The sequence below is a fragment of the Dyella sp. 333MFSha genome, assembly GCF_900102405.1.
Taxonomy (GTDB): domain Bacteria; phylum Pseudomonadota; class Gammaproteobacteria; order Xanthomonadales; family Rhodanobacteraceae; genus Luteibacter; species Luteibacter mycovicinus.
Genome location: NZ_FNBR01000001.1, coordinates 530,046 through 556,023, shown reverse-complemented (window position 1 = coordinate 556,023; position 25,978 = coordinate 530,046). Strand labels below are relative to the sequence as shown.

Genomic DNA, 25,978 nt, shown 5'->3' with positions numbered 1-25,978 from the left:
CATGAAGACAAGCCAGTCCCGCCTCTATCCGGCGATCGCCGCCGTACTCTTTGCCAGCGGCATGTCCGCGCCGTCGATGGCCGCCGACAAGGTGACCAACGCCGAGTTGTTGAAACTGATCAGGCAGCAGGCCGCGCAGATCGATGCGTTGAAGCAGCGCCTTGCCGTGGTGGAAGGCCAGACGCATGCTCCCGCCGTGGCCTCCGCCGGTGTCGGTACTCCCGTCACGCCCACCAACACGCAGCCACCTGCCAGCGAGGACGACCGCCGTCAGGCGCAGGTCGACGCGGCCATCGCCGATACGCGCGAGAGTGAGATCGCCGTCGCCATGGCGCGCGGTGGCGCAACGAAATCCTCCGGTGGCAGCACGCGCTGGGGCCTCGGCGGCGAAGCCGGCCCGCTGTTCCGCAGCGACGATGGCTTCTTCACCTTCAAGCCCGACGGTCGCCTCCTGATCGACTTCACCCGTACCAGCGGATCGAATTACGACACACGCAACATCAACGGGGCACAGATCACCAGCGCGCGCCTCGGCGGCGAAGGCACCATCGGCGCACTCGGTTATCACGTCGAAGCGGACTTCGCCGATAACGTCGTCGCCCTGCGCCAGACCTACCTCACGTACACCGCGAAGCTGTTCGGCAACACGACGAAGTTCTATCTCGGCAACTTCCTCAAGGATCTCGGCACCGAAGGCTCGTCCGAATCGGCGCGCGTGCCCTTCATGCTGCGCAACGCCGCGACCGCGGTGGGCCAGCCCGTCGTCAGCTACTTCGGCATGGGCGCACAGATGCGGATGTACGGCAACAACTGGCATTACAGCCTGTCGATCAACGGCAACGCCCCGAACAGTTCCACGTCGGGCACGCGCACCGACTCGACCACGTACCTCACCCGCGCGCACTGGAATCCGTGGAAGACCGAAAACGGCTTCCTGCATGTGGGTGGCTGGTACTACTACGAGAAGATCAGCGACGGCGTCACCAGCATCAACAACACGCCGGCCATCGCGCTCGACTACAATGACAACCTCGCAATATCGGCCAGCTCCATCGCCAATCCCACGCAGGATCGTGGCAAGGGCTATGAACTGGGCGGGGTACTGCGCAACTTCTGGCTGATGACCGAGTACGGCAAGCGAACCATCGATTCGAGCACCGCCGACTCGGTCACGCGGCACGGGTCCAGTTTCGCCGCCGGCTGGATGATTACCGGCGAAGCGCCAGGGTTCTCCAGCCGTTCGGGCAGCTGGAAAGCGGTGAAGGTGAACAACCCGGTGACGTCGGGCGGCTGGGGTGCCTTCGAGCTCGCCGGGCGTGTCGACCATTACGACTACGCGGACGCACCGCGCGGCGGTATCGGCAAGAGCTATACGCTCGGCGTGAACTGGTACCTCAACGACTGGTCGCGGCTGATGCTCAACTATGTCCACTGGAATACGGATAACCAGGTGGGCAGTTTTACCGGGCCTGACGCCGGTAATTCGGTGGCGGTGCGGGCTCAGGTCGTCTTCTGAGCCGGCACCTGTTGCAGGACGGGCCGGAAAGATCGCGGCGCCGAGGCTACGAACAGCGCCACGCAGCCGACGACGGTGATGTCGACCTTGTCGAAACGCTTCGTGAGTTCGGCCCGCAGATCATCCAGGCTGTCCGTCGCGTTACCGAAGATACCCTTGCGGTTATAGAACGCCATCAGCCGCACGGCCGCACCGCTACGCACCACACCTTCCGCCAGGATGGTCGCACCGAAGATCACGCCACCCGGAGCGAGCAACGGCAGCATGTGGTCGAAAACACGGGCCTTCCCGGGCATGTTGCCCGGCAGGCAGTGCAGCAGATAGGTCAGGCCGATGGACGCGAACGGCTCGCCGACCGGTCGCACCGGCTGCAACACGTCGGCCACGTGGCTCTCGGGCGCGTAGCGCTCCACCCGCTTCGCCGCCGAGCGCAGGGCATTGTGGTTGAGGTCCATCAGCGCCAGCCGCGGCGCGGCCGGGAAGCGGCAATGATCCAGGTACCACCCCGTGCCGACACCTACATCCAGATGGTTAGAACTTACGTAACTGTCGTAGATCCCGAGGATCCGTGAGGTCGGACAGCGCCACACGGCGGGGTTGGAGATACGCAGGACGAGCGTGTCGTAAATGGCCAGGGTCAACGGGGAATAGACGGACTGGCTGTCGTAATCCTTGTCTTCTTGCAATGTCATGGGCGGGTTCCGGGCGCGGATGGGTGCGATGTGAGGGGATCGATACCGCAATCCGTGCGCAGGGTAGCGGAACGTCGGCGCCACCTCTTTCACAATTGCACCCTAAAGCCTGGCCGACCCACGCCGATTCACTAACAAACACGCTGAGCCGACCAACCATGCCCGTCCAGCACGCCCGCCACACCAATCTGACTGCCGTCCTCGCCCAGCTCGAACGCGAGGGTATCGTTGGCTATGCCGAACAGGCGGAGCACCTCGGCAACGTCACCGAGCACCGTCTCGCCTCGATGCACCAGGGCGGCACCATCGATGTGCTGTTCTCCCAGCATGTCGAGTGGGTGCTGCACCGACGAAAAGGCTGGATGGACGAACTGCATGAGGACGATCCGCTAGAGGCGTGAGCGGAATCCGTCCCGTCGATCTAGTGCCGCTGACTGAGCCAGCGTGCCTGATCGACCGTATCGACGACCTCGCGAAATCCTGCGACGTTTGTTAGCCTCGCCGGCCCATCGAAAGATCGTCCCCATAGTGAACTCCGTGAAAAAAAGACTTATCCCGTTGCTCCTCGTTGCCCTTCTCTCCGGTTGCGGCGACCGCAGCGCCAGCTACTCCATCGACAACCCGACGGATAAGCCGCTTTCGCTGACCATCGACGGTAAGGCATACGAGATCGCCGCGCATGACGCCGAGAGCGTGTCGCTCAGCGCGGGAGAACACACCATGAAAGGGGACGTCGTCGGCGACATCCGGTTCATCTCGTACTATCGGGGGCGGGGCGGCATCATCAACCCGACGCTGGGTGACTATGTGATTTATCGCCAGAGCTTCGAGAAGGTGAATACCAAGTCGCCCGGGTATCAGGGCAAGCTCGACACCATCGTACTCGATGGCGTGACGTTCGAAGGCACCATGAAGCAGTCGGACGCCCTCTTCATCGACAAGGACTGGACGTATGGCGTGGACGAAGAGCTTCCCGACAGTGTGACCGAGCACGACAACGGTCTGAATAACACGGTGCATAACAAGGTCTTTCGTGCGAAGGACTTCATCGCATTCTTCGAAAAGAATGCGGACGCGAAGGGCTACTTCGAAGCGAATCGTCCGAAGAACCCGTCGCCTGTCGTTCACAAGCTGACCGTCCTCTCCCCGACTCTGCCGCCGATCGACGATCCGGCTCTGGAGAAGCTGGCGGAACCGCTGCGCGAAAACTACGCGACGTATCTGAAGGCCAAAGATGCGTCAGACCAGGAGGCCCTGCAGAAGGAAAATTTCACGCTGAGCATGGCGTTCTCCAGTGGGGCGATGGCGATCAACGACAAGACGCGCCTGTCGCCGGAGTCGTCCAGTCAGATCGATGCGTTTCAGCGTGCTATCGGCGAGGCATATGGGTCGACGGCGCTGGTTGAGCCGTAAGCGCCATCGCAGCGAACATGCCGGACACAGGAGAGTGTCCGGTCTTTGCGCCGATCGCTTCCAGTGCGAGTGCAACGCGCTGGCAAAGCGGTAACCCCTAAAAAACAACTTGCGGTTGGCTGTAGGGCTAGGCCTTGTACGTTTCCCAGCAGCCATCCTGGCGCTCGACCTTGACCACCACCGTGCCACCGGCGCGCTCGACCATCCGCGCGTAATTGCCGGCAAGCTCGATCGCTTCACGTTCGGAGCGGACCTCGTCCACCGGACGATGATCCGAGCGGACACGCCATGGGCCTCGCGCCGTCGACGGCGGCGAGATGTAGATCAGCACTTCTTCCGTCATGCCTTGCCCGATGCCTTCCGGACATCGTCCGTCATGATGCCGACGCGCTTCACTGTCTCCCGAAGCTTGTCTTCCGACACGCCGAGAACCCGGGTCCAGTATTCGACCTCGTAATCCTCATGGACATTAATGCGCTGCGCATCGCCGGGGCCGCGTTTGCTGGTGTCGTCGCTCATAGCCTGCGCCTCGTTGAAGGTGGCCAAACGTGGCAGACGAAACGTCGAGCGTTTGTGGATCTGGCGCGAAAGCTCAGCGGATGAAGGCAAGGAGATCGGTCGCTTCCTCTTCCGTCAGCGCTTCGGCCTCGACGTCGAAAAGCAGGGATTTTCCGGTTGTTTCGTTGTTGAGACGGCTGCAGCCAAACGTGCGCAGGTCGCCTGACAGGACGTCGCCCGGCGATATGAGGCCTTCTTCCAGCGTACCGACGGTAAACCCCGCGATTCGCTCGATGAGTGCTACACGAAGCTCATGGTGGTACCAGGCAACCATACCTCGCATGTGCGACCCTCCCTTCAGACGTGATACTGCTCTGTTGGGACGGCGATTGTGTGAAGGGGTGTGGTGCCACCCACGACTCTCGCTAGGTTTCCACCCCTTTCGCTTCGTCCAGGACGGTACCGGCGCCCTCGCCAGCGGATGCGGAGATACAATCCCCCGGCATTTCAGATGGTGGAATACACGGAGGTACGATGAGCGACACGACCGAGTTTCGCGTTACTTACGATGGCCCGGCTCTCGAAAACCATGAGATGGATCCGCGCGAACTCGCGCCGGCACTTCTTGCCATGGCGGACCTGCTGGATGCCTCGGCCAAGGTTCTCTATGGCGACAAGGCCAAGGTGAACGTCAACGTCAAAGGTTCGTTCAAGACGGGCAGCTTCAACGTCGACTTCGTAACAGGCGTCAAGTGGCTGCAGTCGGTTCGCGACATCTTCGCGGGCTCCGAGGCAACCGCCACCGCGAATGCTTCGGCGATTCTTGGCGCACTGGGCGTGCTCGGAAAGACGGGGCTCATTCCATTGCTGAAATGGCTGCGAGCCAGGCCAATCACTCAAGTTGAACTGACCGATCCTGTGGGCCGGGACCGCCCGCGGGCTCGCATCTATGTCGGGAACGATTTCTACGACACCGAGGGCGCGACCGTGGATCTGCTGAGGGATGTCGGCGTGCGAAAAGCCATGGAGCGGGTACTCGCCCCGCTCGAAACATCGGGCATCGACGTTGTCGCGCTCGGCCAGGGGTCGTCGGTAAATATCACCGTGGACGCGGGTGACCTCCCATCCTTCGTTTCGCCTGTCGCTGAGAATCTTCGACACGCGCCCATCAGCGGAGCTCGGTGGTCTGCCCGGCTCTGGGCTTGACGCCACCTCCATTCCTGCCAAAATGACCTGAAAGTCATTAACGCGGTCGAGGTGAGCCATGTCGGACGTTCTTATCGTTGGTGCAGGCCCCACTGGCCTGGCGCATGCACTCTGGCTGACGGCCCAGGGTGTGAAGGTCCGAATCATCGACCGAACAGCCGGGCCAGGGACCACGTCCCGGGCCATGGCCGTGCAGGCCCGGACACTGGAGCTCTACCGGCAGCTGGATCTCAGCGACGAAGTGGTTGCCGCGGGCTTCCAGAACCGGGCCATGAATATCTGGGCGCGCGGAAAGCGTCGCGCCCGGGTTGCATTGCAAGACATCGGCAGCGGTCTGTCCCCCTACCCCTACATCCTCGTCTATCCCCAGGACCTCCACGAAAAGACGCTGGTGGCCAAGCTCGCCTCCCTCGGCGTGAACGTCGAACGGGAGACCGAGCTGGTCGACTTTCAGGACAAGGGAGACCACGTCGAAGCGCGTCTTCGTAGCGCAGACGGTACGGAGGAAACGGCATCGGCCATGTATCTGTCAGCCTGCGACGGGGCAAGCTCCACCGTCCGCAAACAGCTCGGCATAGGTTTCGAGGGGGGCACGTACCGGCAGGTCTTCTATGTTGCCGACGTCGAGTTGTCAGGCCTCGAAGACATGGGCGAGGCGCATATCGCGCTCAACGGATCGGACTTCGTTGCGGTGCTCTCCTACAGCGATGACGGGAAGGCGCGGCTCATTGGAACCGTTCAGGACGAGCGCGCACAGCACCCGGAAAGCCTGACCTTCGAAGATGTCGGGCAGGAGGCCATCGCGAGCGTCGGTATCAAGGTCGAGAAGGTCAACTGGTTTTCCCATTACCGCGTACATCACCGTGTTGCCGACCGTTTCCGCGAAGGCCGGGTTTTTCTGATGGGCGACGCAGGTCACGTCCATAGCCCGGCGGGTGGACAGGGCATGAATACCGGAATTCTCGATGCCATCAACCTCGCCTGGAAACTCGCCGAGGTCATCCACGGCCGGGCGCCGGACGTCCTGCTCGACACGTATGCCGACGAGCGGCAGGCCTTTGCACGCGAGCTGGTCAAGACCACCGACCGAGTCTTCAGCCTGATCACGGCGGATGGAGGGCTTGCCGACATCATGCGCAGCTACGGCGTGCCGTTGATTGCCAGTGCTGTGTACAAGGTCGGCCCTGCACGCGAACTCCTGTTCAAGATGGTGTCGCAGACGGCCCTGACCTACAAAGACAGCACACTAAGCGAGGGGACGGCAGGAGACGTCGACGCCGGCGAGCGCCTCCCCTGGGTCAGCATCGATGGACGCGATAATTTCGAATCGTTGGCCAGGATTGGATGGCAGGTGCACGTGTACGGCACCGCGAAGGAAGACCTCAAAGCATGGTGTGGCGAGCGCGGGGTCGTGCTAGGGGAATTCACCTGGACATCCGCGTATGAAAAAGCGGGTCTCCGGCAGGACGCGCTCTATCTGCTCCGTCCCGACACCTGGGTTGCCCTCGCCGACCCCGCAGGCTCGGTCGAAACGCTGGACTCCTACTTCGCTTCGCGTTCTTATCGTCCAGGAGTAACCGACAGGCAGGATTTGTGACAGAACAGGAACCTAAATGGAGCCGGCGCAAAGACGCCCGCCCACAGGAAATCATCGAAGCCGCTATTGATGAGTTCGTGGCCAAGGGTTACGCCAATGCAAAGCTGGCCGACGTAGCCCGACGCGCCGGCGTGGTGAAAGGGACGATTTACCGATATTTCGAAACGAAAGCGGATGTCTTCCGGGCGGTCGCCCGGCATCTCGTGACGGAGCACCTCAGCACCATCGAAAACGCGTCCAGCAGCGCCGACAACGACGTCAACACCGTCCTGCCAATGATCCTCTCGCAGGTCGCCGGCAGGATGAGCGATCCGCGCGTTCCCGGTATCGTGCGCATGGTTCTGGTCGAGGGCCGGACGTTTCCCGACCTTGCGGCGGTTTGGCATGACGAGGTCATCGGCAAGGTCGCAGCGTTTTTGACGGCAAATATCCAGCGAGGCCAGTCGACCGGAAGCATCCGGGAAGGAGATCCTGCGCTGATGCTCTTTTCCATCATGGGCCCGATGCTGCTCGGCGTCCTGTTCAGGGATACGTTTCCGGACAGTCCCTTAGCCCCCGATCTCAACGCGCTGGCCGCTCAGCACGCTGACTTGCTGAGGCACGGTATGGGTCAAAGGCGGACGTGAATCCGTCGGCCGAATCGGATCCGAACCCAGCGAGATCACGCCCGTCGACGTCTTCATCAACGTAGCCAAGGCAGCCTTAAAAGACCTCGGAAACGACTAGAGCGAAGATCGCTGTCCGGTCGGGACGTATCGGAAAGTCTCGGATGTAGTCACAGGTTTCCCGGATGGACCGAGCCGCGTAGGCGGCCGCATTCTCGCCGGGTCTTGGATTGCTGCACCAGTTGGCGTAGGCCAGCTCGAAGCCTTGCGCCGTCCGAAAGAATACATCTCCGCCCAGGACCGCTACCCCGGTGTCGGCGAGCAACTGCGCTGCTTCGATGGCGTCCTCGGCATCGAGAGCGACGTCCTCCGTGCCGAACGCGTCCATCACGGAGACGCCGCGGTGCCTAACCCAATTAAGAAACGGTGATGGAAGACTCATTGCGGGTTATCCGGAATGAAAAGGCGATGGTTGTTTCGTTCTGATCGCCCTTGATGAACTGAAAGATGCCGTTGTGACTGTTGTTCGTATGATGGAGCAGATGGTGGGTAGACGCATGGCTTCTGACCTACCCCAGTGCCCTAACGAAAAACGCCAGTAACCACGAGGGTCCTGGGCGTTCAACGACTTACTTTACTGGCGGAGAGGGTGGGATTCTGACTGCATCTCCGCCAGAGCCCGTTTTTTACCGCCTAAAGCATCCGTTTCACGCCAGATTCCTCGGGGAGGTATTGACCTCTCTGAGTTGACCTATCAAGCCGGAAGGCTATCACGGCGAATAACGTGGGACGGAGAGCAAGATTGATTCGCTGACAGTTCTCAGTCAGCATCGCAGTGCAAAGTTGCCGAGGAAAGGACACCATGGATTTGCCGACATTTCTATATTGGGGCTGGCTCGCCGACGCTCTCCTACTTGGCTGGATCGTTTTAAGTTGGAGTAGAGGGTGGAAGGCGATAGGCGCGAGCGGCGCATTGCCCCTGAAGTATGCGTTGCCCGCAGCGGCAGGCATGCTCGCAGGCCTGAGTGTGCTACTCATCGCCACCCCGTTCGTCTACTACATATCGTATTCCGCCGATCTGCGACCGTCCAAGGGATGGAGGGCCGCGATGGATTGCGCGAGCTTTACTCTGCCCTGCCTCGCTGGCGTCGCGGCGGGCTTCGCGCTGGTAGGAAGCGCTAACAGGGGCAGGGACTTTCGTAACGACTCGAATGCCCGCTATTACATCGTCTCAGCTGTCATTCTAGCCATCGCCTACCTGTGTTACTTGGCCCGGCACTATCGGCCATTGGTTAATCAGTCTGTCGGGATCGCGACGATATACGCGAGCGTGACCGCTCTCGCCCTTCTTCTCTATGTGAGATATCTGCCTGAATCGGTCGAGGATGTGGATGGCGACGCCGCTAAGCCCTTGTCACCTGATCCGGTAGTCGAGGACACAGCTAACGACGCCCCCCAGAGGAATGAAGGTGAAGAGGGTGAAGAGGGGGCCGCGCCAGCGCCCAGTTTGGGAACTGAGCCCCCTTCCGATCCCTCATCATTGACCACCGCTGCGGGGGCCGCAACGGACGAAGGTCAAGCAAAGTTCGAGCGTCTGCGCGGACAGGCCCAAGCGGGGATGTGGATTTTAGCAATCTTGGTTATTTCTCAAGTCTTGCTAACTGTTATCTACGCAAATACGGGCACCGATTTAGTGATGATGCGGGCATATCACGATGAAGAATAACGCTAGTGCGATGGCCCCGAGGACGCTGAATGTAGCGCTCGCGCGTGCGATCCGCACGTGTAGTTCGTCTTTCCCGCCAGGTGTGTGCCCGTCGTTCATGGTCTAGCCTCAGAGTTTTCGCCAACCTAGCCCGAAGTTACAGCGTGTCAAGGATGTTTGGCTTAGCGAATACCGTGGGACAAATCGGATGCCTGTGTGGTCGCCTTGGCGAGCTCTTCGCCTGTTTCCACATCGTGACCTCAGCCAGCGTCAACGGATGAGATGGCTGCCCACACCGGATGTCCGTTCCTAGGTAAAGTCCGAGATCACAACCCGCCGACCGAGTTTGCCTGACCAGAACCTGGAATGCCCGTGCTCGTTCGCATTCGCGCTATGCGTTACATCGAAGGCCCCTACCGCATCCGGGCGACCTACGTCCGGAACGAGCTGATCCGTCCTGCCGTTTACCTGGATCACTGGGCACTGATGCGTTTCTCGGAGAACGGGGAACTCGGCCGCCGATTCATCGACGCACTCCGAACATGAGGCGGGACGCTCTGTTTAAGTCATGTAAACACGGCGGAGCTTTGTCGTGTTGGTGACCCACGCCATGCGGACGCCGTTGATCGCCTGATTGAACAAGTCATGCCCCAAGTGTTCTTCCTTCGAGCAGACAAGAACCTGAAACGGTCCGGCGGGGATGACTTCCAAGTTGTCGGAGACATCAATCTTGCCGAACACGTCGCAAGACCTCATCCACCTGGTGAGCCGGGCTACTTCCGGACCTACTGGAATGTAAGCGCAACAGTCACGTCCACTGACGACCAAAGTCTAAATGAGACCTTCGATCAGGCGACAGGAAACATGGCCACGGCGTTCAACGACGTTCGCCAAGACCCCGAATTTCTTGCCAAGGCGCGCAGGTTCGATCCTTCGAAGGGGCATTCGCCGATGTGGACCCTGCTGGGTGAACTCGTGCGCCCGCCCATGCTCAACCCCCAGGAAGAACTGGATGCCAACGACGCCTCCGGTGTCCAACACGCATTGAACGCTCTGTATTGCGACTATATTCTATTGGATCGTGGGTGGACATCTAAGCTCAACCAAGCCCGACCCCGGCTGGAAAAAGCTGGCATAGATGTCGCCCGGTGCTATTCGCCGAAGCAGCGTGACATCGAACAGTTCCTCTCCGACCTGGCCGCCCATCCGGTTCTGACATCATCCGGTTCCAAAGATGAAGCCGAATAACCATTCACCTAAAAGGGAACAAGCCATCCATGGCAATCGTATCTGAGATAGATATTGATGATGAGATTCTGGAACTCACACTTACAACGGGTGAACGCATCGAACTCCGTTTAGAGCGTGAGTCAGTGAGAGTGGTAAACAGCCAGGAGGAGGAAATCGGCCATTTTGAGTTCGCCGGAGCGGAAGGCCCTGGCGGCGATATGACGTGGCGTCTGATCAACATGTTCTTGGAGGGCAAGGGCGGCGCCTATAAGCGCCAAGGTATTGGCTCCCGCGCCGTGCGTTTCTTTCTGTGGGCAAACTCGGGGGATGACTTCGAGATCACCGAAAACGAAGGGATTAGGAAAGATGATGGTAGCCATTTGACCGAGGACGGCCCCGCCTTCATGAAGCATCTGGCCACCTTGAAGGCCGACGGCAAGCTGTTCGAATAAAAATCGTCTGCAGAATCGACGAATTGCCCTTGTCAGAAGCTTTTGCTCGTCTCTGACATGGACATGGCCGGTGGTTGCTAAGCAACCACCTTTAATGTTTTTTCCCACGACGCTTCGTGGCTCCCCTCGAAGACGGTCACGACGATCTTGCCAGGGCGCGCAGGGATAAATGCCAGCTCGGCTTCCCCCGATCGGGCCGTGAACCACTGCGTGTGGTCCGTCTGGTCGTAGAGATTGGCCTGCCAGTTCCGCATGGAAACGTTGAAATGCCATCCTCCAGGCATTTCCTCCAGAAACCTTGGCGGGGTGCCCGACATTTGGAGTTTCAGGCGACCTCCAGCGGGGATTGTCGCCGCCATGGAATAGGTTTGCCCGACGACGATGTCGGTGACGGAGTGCCCTAGGATGTTAAGCCCGTTGTCCCCGGCGTCCGGATAAACGTAAACATCAGCTTGGACAGGTCCGCCGGCTAATGCCGGCCCGGCCGCCTGATCCGCCTTCAGGTCTGACAGCCGTGATTGGAGCCGCTGAATCTCGGCGCCGTCCTGTTCGATACGGTGGCGGTAAAGAAAATGGATGGCGGCCCAGACCGCAGCGCCAACGGCGACCGTCCAGCTGAGAAACAGCCAAATGTTGGCTGAAATGACGTTCCAGTTAGTCTGGACAAGGCTCACGGCGCCCTCCCGAAGAAAAGTCAGTTGATGCTTACTGCTTGCCAACCAGCTCAGCTGCGGGCGTAGGAAGCACGCTCAGCCGCCGTTCGAGCTCAGCGATGAAGGCAGGCCACTCCACGCGGTAGATGGCGACTAGGCGTCGGCAAACCAGCAGATCGACACCCCTAGCCCCCAACTCCCAGTCGGAAACGGTCGTCTGGCTCGTTTGAAGCTTCTCAGCAACCTGATCCTGCCGAAACCCAGTCGCCAAGCGCAGCTCTCTCAACAGGCCGCACAGCACTAACTGCTCGGTCTTGTGGACACTCTTGAGTTTTGGGACGGGCTTTCGCATGCGGACCCTCGGATGGCCCACGCACGCTAGAGCATACCCTTGTTTACACTATTTTCAGGTGCAAACCCGTTTTTCAGGTATATGCTTCGACCCGCGTCGGTGACGGCGCATCAAGGACCAGGGAAATGAAGCTTGTGACGAGCCTCCGGCGGCGGGGCGGCCGCGTCGCGGTCGTGTCCACTTGTGCTTTGCTGCTTGCGGGAAGGGCGACCGTCGTTTCGGCCCAAACGACCGATGGCGGCTCCAAGGGGTTTCTTCAGCGCACGGCCGGCGCCGTGATGGGTCGTCCGGCCGCCAGCGGGTCGACCGATGCCGGCACGAATAGCCGCGGAGGAGCAATTACCGAAGGAGCAGCTTATCGGCCGATCTCGCCGACGTATGGATCCACCTTCAGTGGCATCTTCCGCACGTATACGCCTGTAAGCAATCCGGGCAAGTTTCCCCGAGTCAGCCTTTATTTCGAAACGTTTGGCGCATCCGAAGCCTGCTGGCGAACCCGAGCAACGATTTGGACGAGCGAGCAAGCGCACCGCGAGGAAACGTTTGACCTGTGTAATGCCCCAATCGCAACCAAGGATGATTTGGGCAACGAGACGGTTATGTCCGACGCGACCACGACGTATCTGGGGATGATGTCCCGCACCACGTTTGCGCCAGGCGTCCCCATCGCACCCGATCGAACGGTGGGCCCGAATCCTCCGCGTGTTCCGTTCCTCATGGATTTCCGCAGGGCACCAAATCCGACGCAACTGCGCGGCCAATACTGAGCGATCTTGGCTCGCGTGATCGTGATCTCCGGATACGGAAGCAATGCGCATGAGCCCCTGTTTTGGGTTGGCGGGTTCGCACCCGGCGGTAACCGCGACGAATCCAACCGCTAATCCACGCGGGCCCTGGCAACCGGCGCCTGCTATCCGAGAGATCACATCATGTCGGTAAGAAACGTATTCCTGATCGCGTGGGTCCTTTCCACTGCGTTCTTCGAGCATGAAATCGGAAGCCTTCCCGTCTCAGCAGTGATGGGCCTGCTGCCTGCCATGATCGTTGGCGGCGCACGCTGGGCAATGCTTCGCGGCCGAGGCCAACGTCGGAAAACTGGCGCGAGGGGATCCGCGCCACTCACCGTCACGCCTCAGGACGACGGTTGGGCTGTCATTGACGTCAACCCTGCCCCGCTGCCCTCTGTGTTCACTGTCCTTCCCGTTCTTGCCCGCTTCGTGGCGGTGATTGCGGTCGGAAACTTGGGTGGCCCGTGGCGAAGCTTGGCGGCCATGCTGACCTCGATGGCCATCGCGTGGGCATTGGTCGGTGGCCTACTCGCGGTGTTCGTGCGCGCGTTCCAAAACAGCAGGCGTCAGGTTCAGGCGACCCCATTCGCCGTCCGGGCCGATGCCGTGCGCCTACCTGATGGAACCGAGGTTGCAGTGGGCCGGATCTATTCGCTGACGATGCGAAACGCGTTGGATGGCCATGTTGCGCTCGTCGTAACCAACTCCACGATCGGCGGGCTCGGCAGCATCCGCTCGGCACACGCCGCCAAGCAACTGGCCGTGGTGGCCTACCGCGTGGACCTGGACCACGACGGACGTTCGAGCGCGCTTTCCGGTGGCCTGACGGAGCCGCAAGCAAGGGCGGTCGCAGCGGAAGTGCTTCGCTTGATGCCGGCGTTGGAATAAGCGGGGTCTCAGCCAAGGACCGCTGTCACACCATCGCTTTGGCTCGCTTGTCGAAGTCCGCGATCCAAAGCGTCATGGCCTGGATGTCGGTGATTAGCTCATCCGCATCCGGAAGCCACACTGGTGTTTCATACGCCTGGGAGTGCTCGAAGGCCGAATATTTCGTCATCATGTGATCGAGCACTCGGCAGTCACCGATGTCGATAGCAGCGAGCTTCGGAAGCCGTTCTAGGGTGGTGATGGACCGGCGAAACCGAACGATAACTTTCGAACAGAGGTGATCTTCGATGGATCGCTCGACAAGTATTCGGAAGTTGCTACACGATGCCTTCAGCACCAGTTTTCTCAAATCAAGATCGAGGGCTTTGCTCTCAGTCACACGCTTGAGAAGTTCATCCAATCCTGTCTTGGGGCGCACGGCGAAGACATCTATGGACGCAGGCACACCCGCTTCGTTCCCATCGCGGTCAATCGAAGCAATGTGAACCGAAACCTTGCTGCCGCCGTCATCTTTCCGCTGTTCGGCCGCACCTGAGATCAACACTCCCAGCGAGATGCGATGGGTAAACACGATGACCTGTCGGCTCGCGGCGAGCTCCACCAGACGTCCGGCCACAGCCTCCTCATAGCGCTGATCGAGCGAAGAAATCGGATCGTCAAAGATCACGGGCAGCTCCCGGTCGCTGGCACTCACATCGGCGAAGAACGCCGACAAGGCCACAATGCGCTGCTCGCCTTCACTCAGCACCTCCCTGTTCTTGATTTTACCGGCACCCGCGAGCGCCACAGAGAACGTGACCTTGCCTTTGCCCTCAAGCTTGTAGTTCATCTCAACCGGAATGGTGCCGCCACCCAAGCGGGCCAACTCCGCGTGGAATCGCTCTCGGAATCCGCCCGCGAGTTCGGCTTCGGCGATTTCGTTGGCTCGGGTCGTCAGGGTCGCGGTGTGTGTCAACCGCACTGCCTTTTCGATCACTGCCTGGAGTTTCAGTCGTTCCACTTCCGCAGCCACCGCATCGCGCGTCTGGGCGAGCCATTCCTGGGCCTGGAGCTCTATTAGCCGGGTCTGCCTCTGCTGCCGTCCTGCCGGGTCCATGAGCCCAGCCAGCGCGTCACGTTCGGCGGCAAGCGTACGAAGACGATCTTCTGCCGCCGCGTTGAAGTCCTCCCAAGCCACGAGGGGTGCCTGGGCCACTGCTCGGACACCCCGTAGAGCGGCCAAGCGGTCGGCGACCTGTCGGCCAAGCGCAGTCACCGCTTCTGGACCGAGTCCGATCGAAGCGCCAACGGAGGCCCAATAGTCCGAGTTAGGCGTCTCCGGAACAGAGGCTACCCACTCACCCAGGGCGCGCTCGGCGGCGACCGCGTCAGCTTCAAGATGGTTCGCCACGTAGTCGGCGAAGTTCGCCATGCGCAGGTTCGCATCGGGCGCCAGGTGCTGCTGGCAAAGAACGCAACGCGCGCCTTCATCGAGATTGGGATGCGCATGACCTGGATAGGCGCGCTCTTGCGCGTATCGGGCCGCCGCACCCCACAGATAGCGCCAAGCTTCTTCGCCGACACCCGGTAATGGCATGCTTTCAAAGAAGCGGTCGGCATACTGCTGAGCGGCACCCCGTTTCGCCACCGCAGCTTCGCGCGCGGCCACGATGGACCTGGCCCTAACATCGTCGAATGATGCGGCCCACGGGCCCATATCCGTAACAAGTTTGGTAACTCGTTCGAGTTCCCGAATCACTTTGGCGTAGCCAGCCGCAGGATCAGCTTGGGCCAGAGCCGCCTCCAGGGCGACACGCTCAGCGCGCTGATCATCGGAGATGTGACACCCCTCGTTGATCGCGCGCACCGCCATGGTTGAAGCAAGCCCTCCGTAGAACGTGGCCGCCGCAGTTCCCGCGAACGCCGGAGGCATGGTGGGAAGCTGCTTAACGAGCTGGCTGGCACGAACTTTCAGGTTTCCAGCCACCCGATCGGACGTCGCGATCAATGCTTCGATGAAACGCAAGGCACGTGGAAGATGAGAAGCGTTGTGCGGGCCGTGCCCCATCTCGGTGGCCGTCGCGGTATCGAACACATGGATGGCGTTGAGCCAGGGGACAGGCCCCGTCGCACCGTGCCATTCCACTTCGAACGGCTTGACCACAGTTTGCCCGTCTTTGATGACTTCTCGGCTCACGACGACACGCGCCGACACCGGCTCGGAGGCATTGGAAAAAACGTTACCGTGGATCGGTTCGGCCGCGCGCGCACCACAGATGTGCTTGACCAGACGTGCGTAGCCCGATTTTCCCGAACCATTGCCGCCATACACCACGGTGAGGTCGGCCTGCGCCAGGTTGAGCTCAGCCCGAGAACTGAGCGCGTTGACGCCGTGAATGTCGTGAATCCGATTGATTCGAAGATTGACCCCGGATGAAGTCCCTAGGACCGCCCCCGGAGCAATCGGGGCGTGGCCTTCAGCCAAACGATCCCCAGCCTCATCCAGGCAATGGGAGGCCAAGGCATCAACCTCGTCGTCGCTCAACTTGCGCCCTGCCCCCAGCAGTCCCTGAGCTGCGGCGCGGAGCCAGCTCGGCCGTGCGCTCAGCCATTCTTCAAGCGTCTCCGGCGCCTGCCCTTGTCCCTGCTTTGCCATGATTCTTCCCCTGATTTCTTTCGCATCGGGCTGCGTGCCTGACGCACGCAGCGGCTAAAGGTTCATCGCACCGGACAAGGCCGTCAAACTGGACAATCCAACGGATATGCCCGTCCAGATGGCGGCACGCGCGTTCTTCCGACTGGACCGGGAGGACGCTTCCAGCATGGCAAAAACCCACCCTTGTAGAGAGGCCATCGCCTCTCCTGGTTCGGCGACCCACACCGGATTCGCCACAATCCGGCTGGCCTGCCACCACAGACAAGCTGCCCTCAGGCCCGTGACACAGGCCAGGGCAGCGACGATCAGCCATCCTATATGCATGCCGTCCTTCCGTTTTTGAACACCTAGTTTGCTGGCAGCGCAGGGCGGATCAGGCGTGAGTGTTCGATCACCCCCGTCAGCCAGTCGTAGCGCGCAGCGATGAGTAGGCTAAATCCCAACTGGCAAATTGCAGCAAAGGTGCCGACTTCCAACGCAACTTTCGCCGTCGCCACCGAAACATGAAATACCGAACCGACCACGTCGGCCACCGCCTGAACGGCGCTCTGAAAGTTGGTGTTTTGGAACAGGGTCACGACGGTGGCCAGGGTCAACGGTCCGCCACCGACCACCGCGCCGACCACGCGGATTCTCTTCGCCTGTTGTTTTAACCAGAGCTCAGCTTCGTTGACCTCGGTGATGGAGAACTCAGCCACCCGCACGGCCAACGCCCGCTGGTGCGCGAACCGATGGAGCCCGTGCGCGCGACGAACGTTCGGCACATAGAACATCGCTGCGACCTGGACGGCATTGATCACCAGGAAGATATAGCCGACGAATACGTTGACCAGGAACAGCAGAAAGATGCCCTGCTTGCCGGAATCGCCTAGGGGACGAAACCAAAACGCGACGAATGCCACCACCAGGAATGCCGCGATGGTCGCAACAACCGCTCGGAACGCGTGATGCCCTGCGCGCTCCAGCTTTTGTTCAAACCAGGTCAGGGGTGCCCACTGCGGCCGTTTGCGCGCAGCAAGAAGTTCGGAAAGCAGGGGGGCGGCATGGGACATCGTGGCGCCAAAGAAGGGGGGGCGCTGCTGTAGCGGCCGCCGCGCCAGAGACTTGAGCCCAGACCTGACGCCGCTCCTGTGCCAGCGCGCACGCACATCGATCACGGCTCCGAACAAATTTCGCCCTGGTCGATTGACAGTTACCGAGATTCCCTTACAACGACGGTCGTTCTGCCCCCTTCGTCATCTGCGGCTCTGCTGCTGGTGACCTCTGCCCGTCGATTTGGAGGTGCTCCATGTAACGCAATCCCTTGGACTACTTGCCCACGGAAAAGGGCCAGGAAGCACCAACTTCCCGGCCCCATTCGATCCTGCAGCGTGATCAGCCTGCTGGGATGCGGTTTAGAGCCAAACCCCATAGCTGTCAAGCGCTGCCCGGACGACCGGAGCGGCACGGGCAAGTGTGGCTTAAAACCCCATCCAACAAGGATTTCCCCAATGCGACAAATCGATGCCGTCCATCTCGTCCTGACCACCCGCCTCAACAACTACCGGATTGCCGCCGCCACAGGCATGGCGGAATCCACGGTGCGCCGCTATCGCAAGATCGCCGGTGAGCGCGGATACACAGCCGCTCAGCTAAACGACCTCCCCGTCGAGGCCTTCGATGCCCTCTTCAACAAACGCGTGCCACGGATCAAGTCCGCTGACCTGCCCGACCTGCCGACCCTCCACGCCAACCTGCGGGAATGGAAAATGCCGCTGACGGTCTGGTGGAAGGACCAGAAGGAGCAATACCCCGCCACCACGCCCTCTTACCCATATCTGGCGCGGTTGCTGCGCGACCACCTGAAACGCCAGCCAACTTCAATGCGACAGACGCATTACTCCGGCGAAGATATCTTGAACGATTTCGCCGGCGACACGATTCCGTATACCGACCGGGTCACGGGCAAAACCGCGCGCGCGCAAATCTTCGTCGCCGTCACCGGCGCCACCTCACTGACCTTCGCCTGGGCCACCGCCTCTCAAAGCACGCCCGACTTCGTCGGTGCGCATGTGCCGATGTTCGATTATTTCGGCGGGGTCGCGCAGTTGTTGGTCTGAGACAACCTGAAAGCGTCGCACACACTGGCTTATGAAGACCTGGCCCGTCACTACGGCACGGTGCTTCAGCACACCCGCCCCTTCCGTCCCAAAGACAAGGCCAAGGCCGAGGCGCAGTCCAGTGCGTTCAAGACGACATCCTTTCCCGCCTTCGGCGTGAGGCCTTCGGTTCGATCGACGACATCAACGCAGCAATACGTCCTCTGCTTGATCGGCTCAACCAAGACCCAATGACGGGCGGCTTTCCGAGTCGCCGTGCTCGCTTCGACGCCGAAGAGCGCCATGCGCTGCGTCCGCTGCCAGACGTCCCCTATCGCTACGCCGAGTGGATCGAGATCAAGAAAACGGGCGCGGATTACCACGTGCCCATCCACCGGCATTTCTACTCTGTGCCAAATACTCTCGTGGGCGAAGCGATCACCGCCCGCGTGACGCATACGCACGTGGAGCTGATCCATAAGCGTAAGACGGTGGCTCGTCACATCCGTAGTCACGCGCTAGGTGGTTCGACGACCGACCCGACGCATATGACCGGCGCGCACCGCGCGCAAGCCGGCCGGAAGCCTGAGCTGCTGTTGGAGTGGGCCAAAGAGACGGGACCCAACACCTTCCGTTTTGTTCGCGAGCAGTTCGCACAGGAGCGCCGGATGCTCGGGTGGAAGCCTGCGGATGCGATCAAACGCCTCGCCAGCGCCCACGGCGGGCCGGCCGTGGAGAGCGCGATCGGCTGGGCCTACAACCATGGCACGGCGAATGTCTCGGCCATCAAGCGGGTGTTGGCGGTGGCGGAGCGCCAGGACAAGGTTGTCGCGCGATCCCGACTTGATCTCAGCGCCAGCGCACTTCGGGAGCGCCGCCATGACTGAGGTCAACCTCCGTATGGATGAGCTGCTGGCGTCGCTCCGGAGCCTACGCCTGCCTGGTATGGCTCTGGCGTTGGAGCAATGGGTTTCCGAACCCAAAAACGCTGGACGATGTTCGCTGGAGTGTGTCGCAGCACTGATTTCTGGCCAGCAAAACGTTTCCGCGGCGGTGCGCACTGAGCGGTTCCGGCGCAAGGCGGTGTTACCCGATGGTCTGGTGATCGATAGCTGGCAGCCCAGCGAAATGCGCGGATTGCCGCCTGCCCGGCTGCGCCATCTGGAAACCCTGGCATGGCTCGACCGGTGCCAGAATCTGGTCATTACCGGGCCCACCCGGTCGGGTAAGACCCATCTCGTGTGCGGTTTGGCACGCCGCGCTGTCAATCAAGGTCGGTCGGTCCACTTTGCGCGCGTGCCGGAGTTACTGACGACACTAGAGCAGCAATCGGCGGCCAACCGCGAACGCACCTTTCGCCAGCTCGGGCGCTACGACCTAGTAATCCTGGATGATTTCGCCTTGGAGCCCGCCACAGCAGAAGCCACCTTCCTGCTGTGGCAGGTCGTCGACCGTCGTGAGCGATGGCAGCGCGCTACCATCGTCGCATCGCCCCGGGCCGTGGATGAGTGGGACGACCGCTTCGCCGATCCCACGATCGCCAGTGGCATCTTTGGCCGATTACTCATGGGCGCACACGAGATTACATTGCGGCCGTGGTCGCCGAAGAAGGCCGGACTAAAATCCTCATAATTGGGCGAGCGATGGTCGTGCGGCCTGTGCCCCGAGCGCGCTTGGGGCTAGGACAACCCAAGTTTCGCGCAAGCGGCGGACGAATAACCGCCACAGCCGCCGAAATGCCGAAAACGCACCGCCCTATCATCCGGCTTTGCCTTCGCCTATCGCAGACTGCCCGACCAGGCTCGTCAACTCCGGAACAAAGGCGCCGCGCTCATCAAACGGCGGAGCCATTGCCCAAGCATGGAGTAGGAACAGTGCCCTGGAACCACTGTCCTTACCGGCGAGCCCAGCACTGAGGCCCGACCCATGCTGATGGTGATGTCACTCTTGCCGAGAGACGGCCTCGATGTATGCTGATTACAGGGTATGGCGCCAGTGGGAATTCATATGGACTTCGAACGAGGGGTCATCCTTGGCCCGAATTTTTTGCGCTCTGAGGGTGGTTTTCGAATTCACCCGAATGCGGACGCTACGTTGCTCCGACACGCGGTGCTTTACTTCGACAAAATCCACTGGGCGCAAAATTCCTTCATGATGGGAGGAGTTCCCGCCGACATCATCACGCTTTACGACGCTGGGATTGCGGATGCGCGCCCAACGAGCGTCACGGACGAGGGGCCGAGAATCGTGGATGAGCCGTGGTTCGAAACGATACGGCGAGGTGGCGCATATCCATTTCCCTGGCCGGACGATATAGCTGCTGCTTATTTCAAAGCGCAAGCCGAGACTTTTCTGGCTCTTGATCAGGCCGAACCAGAAGTTTGGACAATGGGCGGGCATGCTCCGATGTGGGAGGCACCAGCATCTGTCTCAGATATGAGATTCGTGTCCGAGATGCGAATCAACGCCACTCTGCCGATGCCTCCCGAAGATTTGCCCATCGCCGACGCCATCGACTTCAAAGACCGTCACAAGTCGAAGTTCAAAGAGTTCAGAGCGGCAATCGACCAGATCCACGCCACCATTGAATCCTCAGCCACTCCGTTGCGCACTCAGGCCTATGAGCTCAAGCGGCTCGAAGCGGCGATCGACGAAGTCCGCGCTGTCGCGAGCGCGAACTGGATGACCCGAGCAAAATCTGCGGTGACACTCGATCGCACGCTCTCACTCAAAACGGTGGCAATGCTAACGGGCATCGATCAGATCATTGATACTTTGGCTCCGGCAACACCCGTCGCATTGAAGCTTGCGGCGTTGGCAGTCGCCACCGACAAAGTCAAAATCGACTTCAAGAAGTTGTTCGCTCCCAAGGGTCTATCGGACGCAAACAAAAGCTTCGCCTATCTGCTGAGCCTTTCGTCTGAGCACGGGCTTGGCCAATAACATCGAGGCATGAGATTTTTATCGGGCGTCATCCGCACGCAGCAAGTTAGCCGGCGACCAATGGGCGCAAAGGACTCGGCTTCCATAATTGTCGATCGATCCAGCAATCCCAGTTGGTCTGACCGTCGTCAAACCCGACCGCCTTCATAACCGTCAGCGACACCAACATGGACAGATGGAAAAGGTAGTCCGAACAGTTGAGCACCCGGTCCATGCCGTCGACGTTCACCGTCCGGGTAAATCGGCCCTCGTGAAACAGCGCATTTCGCAGGTGGAAGTAGTTGACCATGGAACGCTCGGGCCTCGTAGGCCGGTTGTTTTCCACATCGAAGCCGTAGGCCCTCAACGTCTTGACGATAGGTTCGACGCCGGACTTGGTCTCAAAGTCGTTTTGCTCCGCTCGACAGAACGCTTCGAGGGCCGAAATCAGGAGAAAGTAGGTGATCTCTACGAATGGCGATCGCTGCCGGAAGGTCTCCACACACTTGTAAAGCAGCAGGGGTGGACCCGACGGACGTGGACTTTTTCGCTTCGTCACGGCGAGCAGCGCCCTTTCGATGAACTGATGACGCGACTGCTTCCAGGGGTTGAATGCGTCGCAACCGACGACCGCGCCGCCGCCATTGTTCCGATGTGCGGCCGGTAGGGCCAGATCAAAGAACCGCTCCGGGAGTGCGGGCGTGTCGTCCATGGTGATAGGAAGCGACAGCCTCACGTCGAGGTGTTCAATAAAAGATAAAATGGCGGTCAGATCGAACAGCGCTTCCCGTGAGAGCGTGGGGGCAGAAACGGTCCCGGTAAGATGGTGCCGCTCCAGATCGCGGGCCAACCCATGGATTTCTTGTTGATTGGTGGAGACCGGCTCGAAATGGAAGCCCCCGGCGTCGAACGGCCGGGTGAACTCGAATCCATAGATGGCGGCAGTATCCAACGCAACGGACCTTCGGGATGGTGGCGCTAGGATAGCCGAAGCCGCGACCGCGGCCGGTGGCCGGCTTCGCATTGCGTAGTGTCCGCCCTGGTCCAGTAGGTTAGTTTCTTCTGCTTATGCGCGACAGCAGAAAATCTTCTTCGTCGTTTTTCCTATAATAAGCAGGGTCCAGGTGTCCGCTTTGGCTTCCGGTGCCTCCGCGGCCCGGAAGCGCTCGAAGGCCTCTCGCAACGTGGGCGCGGTCGAAACACGCTGATCGGGCGGGGACGGCGCCGAGGTAATCGCAGAGGTAGCCGCAGAAGTAAGGCCGGCTCCGCTCCGGAGCGCCGCCAGCAAACGCAGCGCCTCCAAAGCGGCGCCGTTATCCTCAACCGTGCCGTTGGTGTTCACGGACGGCGGGCCGTTCTCATTGTGCGTGATCTCAAACGTTGAGAACCGGCCGGGGTCCTTCGATCCGTGTCCCATGCTCCCCTTCCCTCGTGCCTGCGCGACGGCTTGAGCATACTGCGCGCCCAGCTCATACGCATATGCACGAGCCACTCGAACATCTCGGGTGCCAAGGCTTCGCTTAAGGATTTTCTTGCCAAAGTGGTCGTGGAGGTCCCGAGGGACGACGACCCGGGAATACCAGGCTCCACTCTTATGACGGAGCAGGTGGTGGGGTAGATGCATATGCTTCTGACCTACCCGAATGACCTAACGAAAAACGCCCGGGGTTCGTGGGAACCCCGGGCGCTCAACGGTCGCTTATTACTGGCGGAGAGGGAGGGATTCGAACCCTCGGTACGCTTACACGTACGCCTGATTTCGAGTCAGGTACATTCGACCACTCTGCCACCTCTCCGTGAACGGTCGACGGCAGGGCTTTCGCTCTGCCGGGCCCGCAATGATAGTGGCTCTTCCCCGCCGTGACAACAGCCTTTTCATACGGCATCCTGCCTGAGAAACCCGGGCCCTAGGCCCCCTCCTCCGCTTTCCCAAGGCCCACATGATCGAGTTTGGACACGGCACCCATACGGGACTGCGCCGCACGCGCAACGAGGACACCTATTACGCCGATGCCGGCCTGGGGTTGTTCCTGGTCGTGGATGGCATGGGCGGTCATCAGCATGGCGAGGTGGCGTCGGCCACGGCGCGCGATGGCGTGGTCGCTCAGGTGACGGCCGGTCAGTCGCTGGTCGACGCGATCCAGCGGGTGAATGAGGCGCTGATCGCTCGCTCCAGCGGGCTGTCGGAGTCGCGGCCGATGGGGACGACCATCGCCGCGATCAGGATCGTCGGTCGGTCCTACGAGGCTGCCTGGGTCGGCGACAGCCGGATCTATCGCTGGCAGCACGGCTCGCTGGAGCGCCTCTCGCATGACCATTCCATCGTCGAAGCGCTGGTCGAGGCGGGCGAGCTGACCGAGGCGCAGGCGCGGACGCATCCTCAGCGCAGCGTGCTGACGCAGGCGCTGGGAATCACGGCGCCGGAGCAGTTGCATATCGGACTGGCTCGCGGCGAGCTTTCGTCGGGGGCGCGGTTGCTGCTGTGTACCGACGGCCTGACTGACGAAGTCGTCGACGCGCGGATCGGAGAGATCGTCGGGCGGACGGATATCGCGGCTCAGGAGGCGGTGGATCACCTGATTCTCGAGGCGCTGGGTGGGACGGGGCGGGACAATGTGACGGCTATTTTGTTGCGGGCTGCCGGGTAGAGCTCGCAGCTTGGGCGCTGAGGGGGCGGGTTTGTCGCGCGCGGGGCGCGCTCCTACTGGGTGCGCCTGACGTGGCTTGACTGTTTAGTGGATCGTTTCGGACTCCAGTTTGCGCCAGACGCTTTGGCCGCCGGCGGCTTTGTCGAGGGCGTCGAGGCGGCTGGCGTGCAGTTCGAGCTCTTCGGCGGTGGCGCGGCGGACGACCGGGCGACGGGTGATGACGATGTCGCCGAGGACGTTGGTGCGGCCGTGATCGGCGGAGGCGTCGAAGGCGAGATCGAGCACGACCTGGCCGGAGGTCATCGCGACGTAGACGTCGGCGAGCAGCTGGGCATCGAGCAGGCCGCCGTGGACATCGCGGCGCGAGTTGTCGACGCCGAGGCGCTTACACAGCGCATCGAGGCTGTTGCGCTGCCCCGGATACATGGTGCGGGCCATGGTCAGCGTATCGAGAACGCTGGCGTAGTCGGTGGTGCTGCCGTAATTCGGCCCGAGGCGCTTCAGCTCCGCGTCGATGAATCCGACGTCGAACACCGCGTTGTGGATGATCAGTTCCGCGCCGCGGATGAATTCCAGAAACTCATCCACCTTGTCGCGGAAGAGCGGCTGGTCGACGAGGTCTTCGTCCTTGATGCCCGTGACCTTGCTCGCCTCTTCGTCGATCTTCCGCTCAGGGTTGAGATACGTATGGAAGTTGCGACCGGTCGGGCGGCGGCCGATCATCTCGACCGCACCGATTTCCACCAGGCGGTGACCGAGGTGGGCTTCGAGGCCGGTGGTTTCCGTATCGAGAACGACCTGCCTCATGCGACCTTCCCTTCCTTGTAGAGAATGGCCTGATCGCGGGCGGCGACGTCGACGCGCTCGTTTTCCACATGGCCGTTATGCCCCTTCACCCATTCCCAGGTGACGTTGTGCGCGGCGGCGGCGGCGTCCAGACGAATCCAGAGATCCTGGTTTTTAACCGGCTTCTTGTCGGCGGTTTTCCAGCCGTTGCGGCGCCACTTCGGCACCCACTCCTGGACACCCTGCATGACGTACTTGGAGTCCGTCATGAGGTGCACGTTGCAGCGACGGGTCAGCGCTTCGAAAGCGGCGATCGCGCCCATCATTTCCATGCGATTGTTGGTGGTGTCGCGCTCGCCGCCGGAAAGCATCTTCTCGATGCCCTTGGCGCGCAGCAGCGCGGCCCAGCCACCCGGGCCGGGATTACCCAGGCAGGCGCCATCGGTGAAGGCTTCAACTCTATCGATGTCGGTCACGGTATCGGTCATGGAACTCAGCTTATGGATTCACGGGCGTTGCGACGCGCGCCGGAGGCGAGCGTGCCAGGCATCGGTGCGGGCACCGCCGCCATGCGGGGGCGCAAGGGTACAGCCGACGGCCGCTTTTTGCGCGCCACCAGGAAATATCCGCCGCCGACGAACGAGCCGTGCGCGGGGGCGCCGCCAGCACGTGGCCAGGCGCTGCCGAGGCGGCGTGGCATCGACAGCTCGAACTCGTCGCGTACCAGACGCTGGCTCCACCACCACGGCCAGGTGAGGCGCGGCCTCGGGCCGCGGCTCTGCCGGGCCACCCATGGCGACCACAGTCCCAGCGGATGGATGCCGGTGATCGCCAGCATGCCGCCCGGGGCGAGGACGCGGATCGCTTCGTCGAGCAGGTTGTCCTGCCGGGCGGTGGTCTCGAGGGCATGGCGCAGCAGCACCACCCCGAATGCCTCGTCGGCGAACGGGAGGGCCTCCAGGCCGCTCGCGCGGATGTCCCCACCCAGTTCCGCCCCGGCGACCCGCACGGTCGCCCAGTGGCCCAGCAGGGGGATCGCGGGCGGCTCGGCCTTCGCCGAGGTCGTCAGGTGCAGCCCGTGGTCGCCCGTGCAGCGCGCCAGCAGGGGCGCCAGCACGCGCGCTTCGTCGGCCAGCAGCTTGCGGACCTGCGGCGTCGCGTAGATGTCGGGGGCGAATGGAGCCATGGGTATCGAGTGTAGTGGGGTTGTTCGAGGCTCGCACCGGTTAACAAATGGCTAACGAGCGGGATATACCCGGCTGATATATTCCGGCCTCCCCGCCCGACAGTCCATCGCCCGGGCGGCCATTTTCT

Annotated in this window: 31 protein-coding genes and 1 tRNA gene; 17 read left to right on the top strand and 15 right to left on the bottom strand. The window is 61.3% G+C overall.

Annotated features, from left to right (window positions below):
• The first annotated feature begins 1 nt into the window (after position 1).
• Complete coding sequence (locus BLT40_RS02565; protein WP_090351160.1) at positions 2-1,516, top strand: porin; 1,515 nt, start codon at positions 2-4, stop codon at positions 1,514-1,516.
• Here BLT40_RS02565 and BLT40_RS02560 read toward each other — a convergent pair.
• On the bottom strand, positions 1,501-2,208 hold the full coding sequence (locus tag BLT40_RS02560) for a methyltransferase domain-containing protein (protein WP_052191327.1): 708 nt from the start codon (positions 2,206-2,208) through the stop codon (positions 1,501-1,503). The two genes, BLT40_RS02565 and BLT40_RS02560, sit on opposite strands and share 16 nt — an antisense overlap.
• A gap of 158 nt (positions 2,209-2,366) precedes the next feature.
• Between BLT40_RS02560 and BLT40_RS02555 the strand changes: the two genes are divergently transcribed.
• Both BLT40_RS02555 and BLT40_RS02550 read left to right on the top strand, forming a co-directional pair.
• Positions 2,367-2,609, top strand: coding sequence for a hypothetical protein (locus tag BLT40_RS02555; RefSeq protein ID WP_036112106.1), 243 nt, complete (start codon positions 2,367-2,369; stop codon positions 2,607-2,609).
• Between the two features lie 136 nt (positions 2,610-2,745).
• Entirely contained in the window at positions 2,746-3,621 is an 876-nt protein-coding gene (locus tag BLT40_RS02550) for a hypothetical protein (protein WP_143025817.1), read from the top strand.
• Between the two features lie 127 nt (positions 3,622-3,748).
• Here the strand turns inward: BLT40_RS02550 and BLT40_RS02545 are convergent, their stop codons facing one another.
• The 3 genes from BLT40_RS02545 to BLT40_RS02535 all read right to left on the bottom strand — a co-directional run bounded on the left by BLT40_RS02545 (position 3,749) and on the right by BLT40_RS02535 (position 4,462).
• Positions 3,749-3,964, bottom strand: a complete 216-nt coding sequence (locus BLT40_RS02545; protein ID WP_036112102.1) for a hypothetical protein — start codon at positions 3,962-3,964, stop codon at positions 3,749-3,751.
• Positions 3,961-4,140 carry a DUF3606 domain-containing protein gene (locus tag BLT40_RS02540; protein WP_090351155.1) on the bottom strand — a complete coding sequence of 60 codons (180 nt, stop codon included), beginning with the start codon at positions 4,138-4,140 and terminating at the stop codon, positions 3,961-3,963. Before BLT40_RS02540 ends, BLT40_RS02545 begins: the two co-directional genes overlap by 4 nt.
• 73 nt (positions 4,141-4,213) lie before the next feature.
• Positions 4,214-4,462, bottom strand: a complete 249-nt coding sequence (locus tag BLT40_RS02535; protein WP_139382678.1) for a hypothetical protein — start codon at positions 4,460-4,462, stop codon at positions 4,214-4,216.
• A gap of 191 nt (positions 4,463-4,653) precedes the next feature.
• Between BLT40_RS02535 and BLT40_RS02530 the strand changes: the two genes are divergently transcribed.
• From BLT40_RS02530 to BLT40_RS02520, 3 genes are read left to right on the top strand one after another with little or no spacing between them, the layout of a single operon-like run.
• Positions 4,654-5,325, top strand: coding sequence for an LAPAL motif-containing putative phage structural protein (locus tag BLT40_RS02530; protein WP_090351152.1), 672 nt, complete (start codon positions 4,654-4,656; stop codon positions 5,323-5,325).
• A gap of 58 nt (positions 5,326-5,383) precedes the next feature.
• Positions 5,384-6,922: an FAD-dependent oxidoreductase gene (locus BLT40_RS02525; protein ID WP_090351149.1), complete on the top strand. Its 1,539-nt coding sequence runs from the start codon at positions 5,384-5,386 to the stop codon at positions 6,920-6,922.
• A complete protein-coding gene (locus BLT40_RS02520; RefSeq protein WP_090351144.1) occupies positions 6,919-7,548 on the top strand; it encodes a TetR/AcrR family transcriptional regulator in 630 nt (209 codons plus the stop codon). Before BLT40_RS02525 ends, BLT40_RS02520 begins: the two co-directional genes overlap by 4 nt.
• Positions 7,549-7,624: 76 nt before the next feature.
• Here BLT40_RS02520 and imm40 read toward each other — a convergent pair whose 3' ends face one another.
• Positions 7,625-7,969: an Imm40 family immunity protein gene (imm40, locus tag BLT40_RS02515; RefSeq protein WP_090351141.1), complete on the bottom strand. Its 345-nt coding sequence runs from the start codon at positions 7,967-7,969 to the stop codon at positions 7,625-7,627.
• Between the two features lie 420 nt (positions 7,970-8,389).
• On the opposite strand from imm40, the gene BLT40_RS02510 reads away from it, so the two are divergent.
• The 4 genes from BLT40_RS02510 (at position 8,390) to BLT40_RS02495 (ending at position 10,914) form a co-directional block, all read left to right on the top strand.
• Complete coding sequence (locus BLT40_RS02510) at positions 8,390-9,253, top strand: hypothetical protein (RefSeq protein ID WP_090351138.1); 864 nt, start codon at positions 8,390-8,392, stop codon at positions 9,251-9,253.
• A 351-nt stretch (positions 9,254-9,604) separates the two neighbouring features.
• Positions 9,605-9,778 (top strand): hypothetical protein, encoded by a 174-nt coding sequence (locus BLT40_RS20180; RefSeq protein ID WP_176809076.1) that lies wholly within the window; start codon positions 9,605-9,607, stop codon positions 9,776-9,778.
• 99 nt (positions 9,779-9,877) lie between these two features.
• A complete protein-coding gene (locus BLT40_RS19875; RefSeq protein ID WP_143025816.1) occupies positions 9,878-10,480 on the top strand; it encodes a hypothetical protein in 603 nt (200 codons plus the stop codon).
• A gap of 29 nt (positions 10,481-10,509) precedes the next feature.
• Complete coding sequence (locus BLT40_RS02495) at positions 10,510-10,914, top strand: hypothetical protein (protein ID WP_090351132.1); 405 nt, start codon at positions 10,510-10,512, stop codon at positions 10,912-10,914.
• Positions 10,915-10,991: 77 nt separating this feature from the next.
• On the opposite strand, the gene BLT40_RS02490 is transcribed toward BLT40_RS02495, so the two are convergent.
• Both BLT40_RS02490 and BLT40_RS02485 read right to left on the bottom strand, forming a co-directional pair.
• Entirely contained in the window at positions 10,992-11,588 is a 597-nt protein-coding gene (locus tag BLT40_RS02490; RefSeq protein ID WP_090351129.1) for a hypothetical protein, read from the bottom strand.
• Between the two features lie 31 nt (positions 11,589-11,619).
• Positions 11,620-11,919, bottom strand: a complete 300-nt coding sequence (locus BLT40_RS02485) for a helix-turn-helix domain-containing protein (RefSeq protein ID WP_090351127.1) — start codon at positions 11,917-11,919, stop codon at positions 11,620-11,622.
• A 125-nt stretch (positions 11,920-12,044) separates the two neighbouring features.
• On the opposite strand from BLT40_RS02485, the gene BLT40_RS02480 reads away from it, so the two are divergent.
• Together BLT40_RS02480 and BLT40_RS02475 are read left to right on the top strand one after the other, a co-directional pair.
• Positions 12,045-12,686 carry a hypothetical protein gene (locus BLT40_RS02480; RefSeq protein WP_090351124.1) on the top strand — a complete coding sequence of 214 codons (642 nt, stop codon included), beginning with the start codon at positions 12,045-12,047 and terminating at the stop codon, positions 12,684-12,686.
• Between the two features lie 162 nt (positions 12,687-12,848).
• Positions 12,849-13,595 carry a hypothetical protein gene (locus tag BLT40_RS02475; RefSeq protein ID WP_090351122.1) on the top strand — a complete coding sequence of 249 codons (747 nt, stop codon included), beginning with the start codon at positions 12,849-12,851 and terminating at the stop codon, positions 13,593-13,595.
• A 25-nt stretch (positions 13,596-13,620) separates the two neighbouring features.
• On the opposite strand, the gene BLT40_RS02470 is transcribed toward BLT40_RS02475, so the two are convergent.
• Both BLT40_RS02470 and BLT40_RS02460 read right to left on the bottom strand, forming a co-directional pair.
• Positions 13,621-16,230: an AAA family ATPase gene (locus BLT40_RS02470; protein WP_090351119.1), complete on the bottom strand. Its 2,610-nt coding sequence runs from the start codon at positions 16,228-16,230 to the stop codon at positions 13,621-13,623.
• 347 nt (positions 16,231-16,577) lie between these two features.
• Entirely contained in the window at positions 16,578-17,282 is a 705-nt protein-coding gene (locus BLT40_RS02460; RefSeq protein WP_143025815.1) for a hypothetical protein, read from the bottom strand.
• Between the two features lie 438 nt (positions 17,283-17,720).
• Between BLT40_RS02460 and BLT40_RS02455 the strand changes: the two genes are divergently transcribed.
• The 4 genes from BLT40_RS02455 to BLT40_RS02440 all read left to right on the top strand — a co-directional run bounded on the left by BLT40_RS02455 (position 17,721) and on the right by BLT40_RS02440 (position 21,251).
• Positions 17,721-18,329 carry a hypothetical protein gene (locus BLT40_RS02455; RefSeq protein WP_090351112.1) on the top strand — a complete coding sequence of 203 codons (609 nt, stop codon included), beginning with the start codon at positions 17,721-17,723 and terminating at the stop codon, positions 18,327-18,329.
• 230 nt (positions 18,330-18,559) lie between these two features.
• Positions 18,560-19,195 (top strand): Mu transposase domain-containing protein, encoded by a 636-nt coding sequence (locus tag BLT40_RS20175; RefSeq protein ID WP_176809075.1) that lies wholly within the window; start codon positions 18,560-18,562, stop codon positions 19,193-19,195.
• Positions 19,188-19,940 (top strand): ATP-binding protein, encoded by a 753-nt coding sequence (locus BLT40_RS02445; RefSeq protein ID WP_176809074.1) that lies wholly within the window; start codon positions 19,188-19,190, stop codon positions 19,938-19,940. The genes BLT40_RS20175 and BLT40_RS02445 overlap by 8 nt, the downstream gene beginning before the upstream one ends.
• Positions 19,941-20,315: 375 nt before the next feature.
• On the top strand, positions 20,316-21,251 hold the full coding sequence (locus BLT40_RS02440; RefSeq protein ID WP_090351103.1) for a DUF6236 family protein: 936 nt from the start codon (positions 20,316-20,318) through the stop codon (positions 21,249-21,251).
• A 46-nt stretch (positions 21,252-21,297) separates the two neighbouring features.
• On the opposite strand, the gene BLT40_RS02435 is transcribed toward BLT40_RS02440, so the two are convergent.
• The 3 genes from BLT40_RS02435 to BLT40_RS02425 all read right to left on the bottom strand — a co-directional run bounded on the left by BLT40_RS02435 (position 21,298) and on the right by BLT40_RS02425 (position 23,026).
• Complete coding sequence (locus tag BLT40_RS02435; RefSeq protein ID WP_090351101.1) at positions 21,298-22,182, bottom strand: hypothetical protein; 885 nt, start codon at positions 22,180-22,182, stop codon at positions 21,298-21,300.
• Positions 22,183-22,296: 114 nt separating this feature from the next.
• Entirely contained in the window at positions 22,297-22,647 is a 351-nt protein-coding gene (locus tag BLT40_RS02430; protein WP_090351097.1) for a hypothetical protein, read from the bottom strand.
• Positions 22,648-22,936: 289 nt separating this feature from the next.
• Positions 22,937-23,026, bottom strand: a tRNA-Ser gene (locus BLT40_RS02425).
• A gap of 144 nt (positions 23,027-23,170) precedes the next feature.
• On the opposite strand from BLT40_RS02425, the gene BLT40_RS02420 reads away from it, so the two are divergent.
• Positions 23,171-23,878, top strand: coding sequence for a PP2C family protein-serine/threonine phosphatase (locus BLT40_RS02420; protein ID WP_079521024.1), 708 nt, complete (start codon positions 23,171-23,173; stop codon positions 23,876-23,878).
• An 84-nt stretch (positions 23,879-23,962) separates the two neighbouring features.
• On the opposite strand, the gene dnaQ is transcribed toward BLT40_RS02420, so the two are convergent.
• Genes dnaQ through BLT40_RS02405 form a run of 3 tightly spaced genes read right to left on the bottom strand, consistent with a single transcriptional unit; the run spans position 23,963 to position 25,850 of the window.
• Positions 23,963-24,685 (bottom strand): DNA polymerase III subunit epsilon, encoded by a 723-nt coding sequence (gene dnaQ, locus BLT40_RS02415; RefSeq protein ID WP_090351095.1) that lies wholly within the window; start codon positions 24,683-24,685, stop codon positions 23,963-23,965.
• Positions 24,682-25,131: a ribonuclease HI gene (rnhA, locus tag BLT40_RS02410; RefSeq protein ID WP_090352504.1), complete on the bottom strand. Its 450-nt coding sequence runs from the start codon at positions 25,129-25,131 to the stop codon at positions 24,682-24,684. Before rnhA ends, dnaQ begins: the two co-directional genes overlap by 4 nt.
• A 26-nt stretch (positions 25,132-25,157) precedes the next feature.
• Positions 25,158-25,850, bottom strand: coding sequence for a methyltransferase domain-containing protein (locus BLT40_RS02405; RefSeq protein ID WP_036112069.1), 693 nt, complete (start codon positions 25,848-25,850; stop codon positions 25,158-25,160).
• Positions 25,851-25,978: the final 128 nt, after the last annotated feature.

Bases quoted from the DNA above. Each gene is read 5' to 3' on its own strand.
- BLT40_RS02565 (WP_090351160.1), top strand. From the start codon at position 2: ATGAAGACAAGCCAGTCCCGCCTCTATCCGGCGATCGCCGCCGTACTC.
- BLT40_RS02560 (WP_052191327.1), bottom strand. From the start codon at position 2,208: ATGACATTGCAAGAAGACAAGGATTACGACAGCCAGTCCGTCTATTCC.
- BLT40_RS02555 (WP_036112106.1), top strand. From the start codon at position 2,367: ATGCCCGTCCAGCACGCCCGCCACACCAATCTGACTGCCGTCCTCGCC.
- BLT40_RS02545 (WP_036112102.1), bottom strand. From the start codon at position 3,964: ATGACGGAAGAAGTGCTGATCTACATCTCGCCGCCGTCGACGGCGCGA.
- BLT40_RS02540 (WP_090351155.1), bottom strand. From the start codon at position 4,140: ATGAGCGACGACACCAGCAAACGCGGCCCCGGCGATGCGCAGCGCATT.
- BLT40_RS02535 (WP_139382678.1), bottom strand. From the start codon at position 4,462: ATGCGAGGTATGGTTGCCTGGTACCACCATGAGCTTCGTGTAGCACTC.
- BLT40_RS02530 (WP_090351152.1), top strand. From the start codon at position 4,654: ATGAGCGACACGACCGAGTTTCGCGTTACTTACGATGGCCCGGCTCTC.
- BLT40_RS02525 (WP_090351149.1), top strand. From the start codon at position 5,384: ATGTCGGACGTTCTTATCGTTGGTGCAGGCCCCACTGGCCTGGCGCAT.
- imm40 (WP_090351141.1), bottom strand. From the start codon at position 7,969: ATGAGTCTTCCATCACCGTTTCTTAATTGGGTTAGGCACCGCGGCGTC.
- BLT40_RS02510 (WP_090351138.1), top strand. From the start codon at position 8,390: ATGGATTTGCCGACATTTCTATATTGGGGCTGGCTCGCCGACGCTCTC.
- BLT40_RS19875 (WP_143025816.1), top strand. From the start codon at position 9,878: ATGCCCCAAGTGTTCTTCCTTCGAGCAGACAAGAACCTGAAACGGTCC.
- BLT40_RS02495 (WP_090351132.1), top strand. From the start codon at position 10,510: ATGGCAATCGTATCTGAGATAGATATTGATGATGAGATTCTGGAACTC.
- BLT40_RS02485 (WP_090351127.1), bottom strand. From the start codon at position 11,919: ATGCGAAAGCCCGTCCCAAAACTCAAGAGTGTCCACAAGACCGAGCAG.
- BLT40_RS02480 (WP_090351124.1), top strand. From the start codon at position 12,045: ATGAAGCTTGTGACGAGCCTCCGGCGGCGGGGCGGCCGCGTCGCGGTC.
- BLT40_RS02475 (WP_090351122.1), top strand. From the start codon at position 12,849: ATGTCGGTAAGAAACGTATTCCTGATCGCGTGGGTCCTTTCCACTGCG.
- BLT40_RS02470 (WP_090351119.1), bottom strand. From the start codon at position 16,230: ATGGCAAAGCAGGGACAAGGGCAGGCGCCGGAGACGCTTGAAGAATGG.
- BLT40_RS02460 (WP_143025815.1), bottom strand. From the start codon at position 17,282: ATGTCCCATGCCGCCCCCCTGCTTTCCGAACTTCTTGCTGCGCGCAAA.
- BLT40_RS02455 (WP_090351112.1), top strand. From the start codon at position 17,721: ATGCGACAAATCGATGCCGTCCATCTCGTCCTGACCACCCGCCTCAAC.
- BLT40_RS20175 (WP_176809075.1), top strand. From the start codon at position 18,560: ATGACGGGCGGCTTTCCGAGTCGCCGTGCTCGCTTCGACGCCGAAGAG.
- BLT40_RS02445 (WP_176809074.1), top strand. From the start codon at position 19,188: ATGACTGAGGTCAACCTCCGTATGGATGAGCTGCTGGCGTCGCTCCGG.
- BLT40_RS02440 (WP_090351103.1), top strand. From the start codon at position 20,316: ATGGACTTCGAACGAGGGGTCATCCTTGGCCCGAATTTTTTGCGCTCT.
- BLT40_RS02430 (WP_090351097.1), bottom strand. From the start codon at position 22,647: ATGGGACACGGATCGAAGGACCCCGGCCGGTTCTCAACGTTTGAGATC.
- BLT40_RS02420 (WP_079521024.1), top strand. From the start codon at position 23,171: ATGATCGAGTTTGGACACGGCACCCATACGGGACTGCGCCGCACGCGC.
- dnaQ (WP_090351095.1), bottom strand. From the start codon at position 24,685: ATGAGGCAGGTCGTTCTCGATACGGAAACCACCGGCCTCGAAGCCCAC.
- BLT40_RS02405 (WP_036112069.1), bottom strand. From the start codon at position 25,850: ATGGCTCCATTCGCCCCCGACATCTACGCGACGCCGCAGGTCCGCAAG.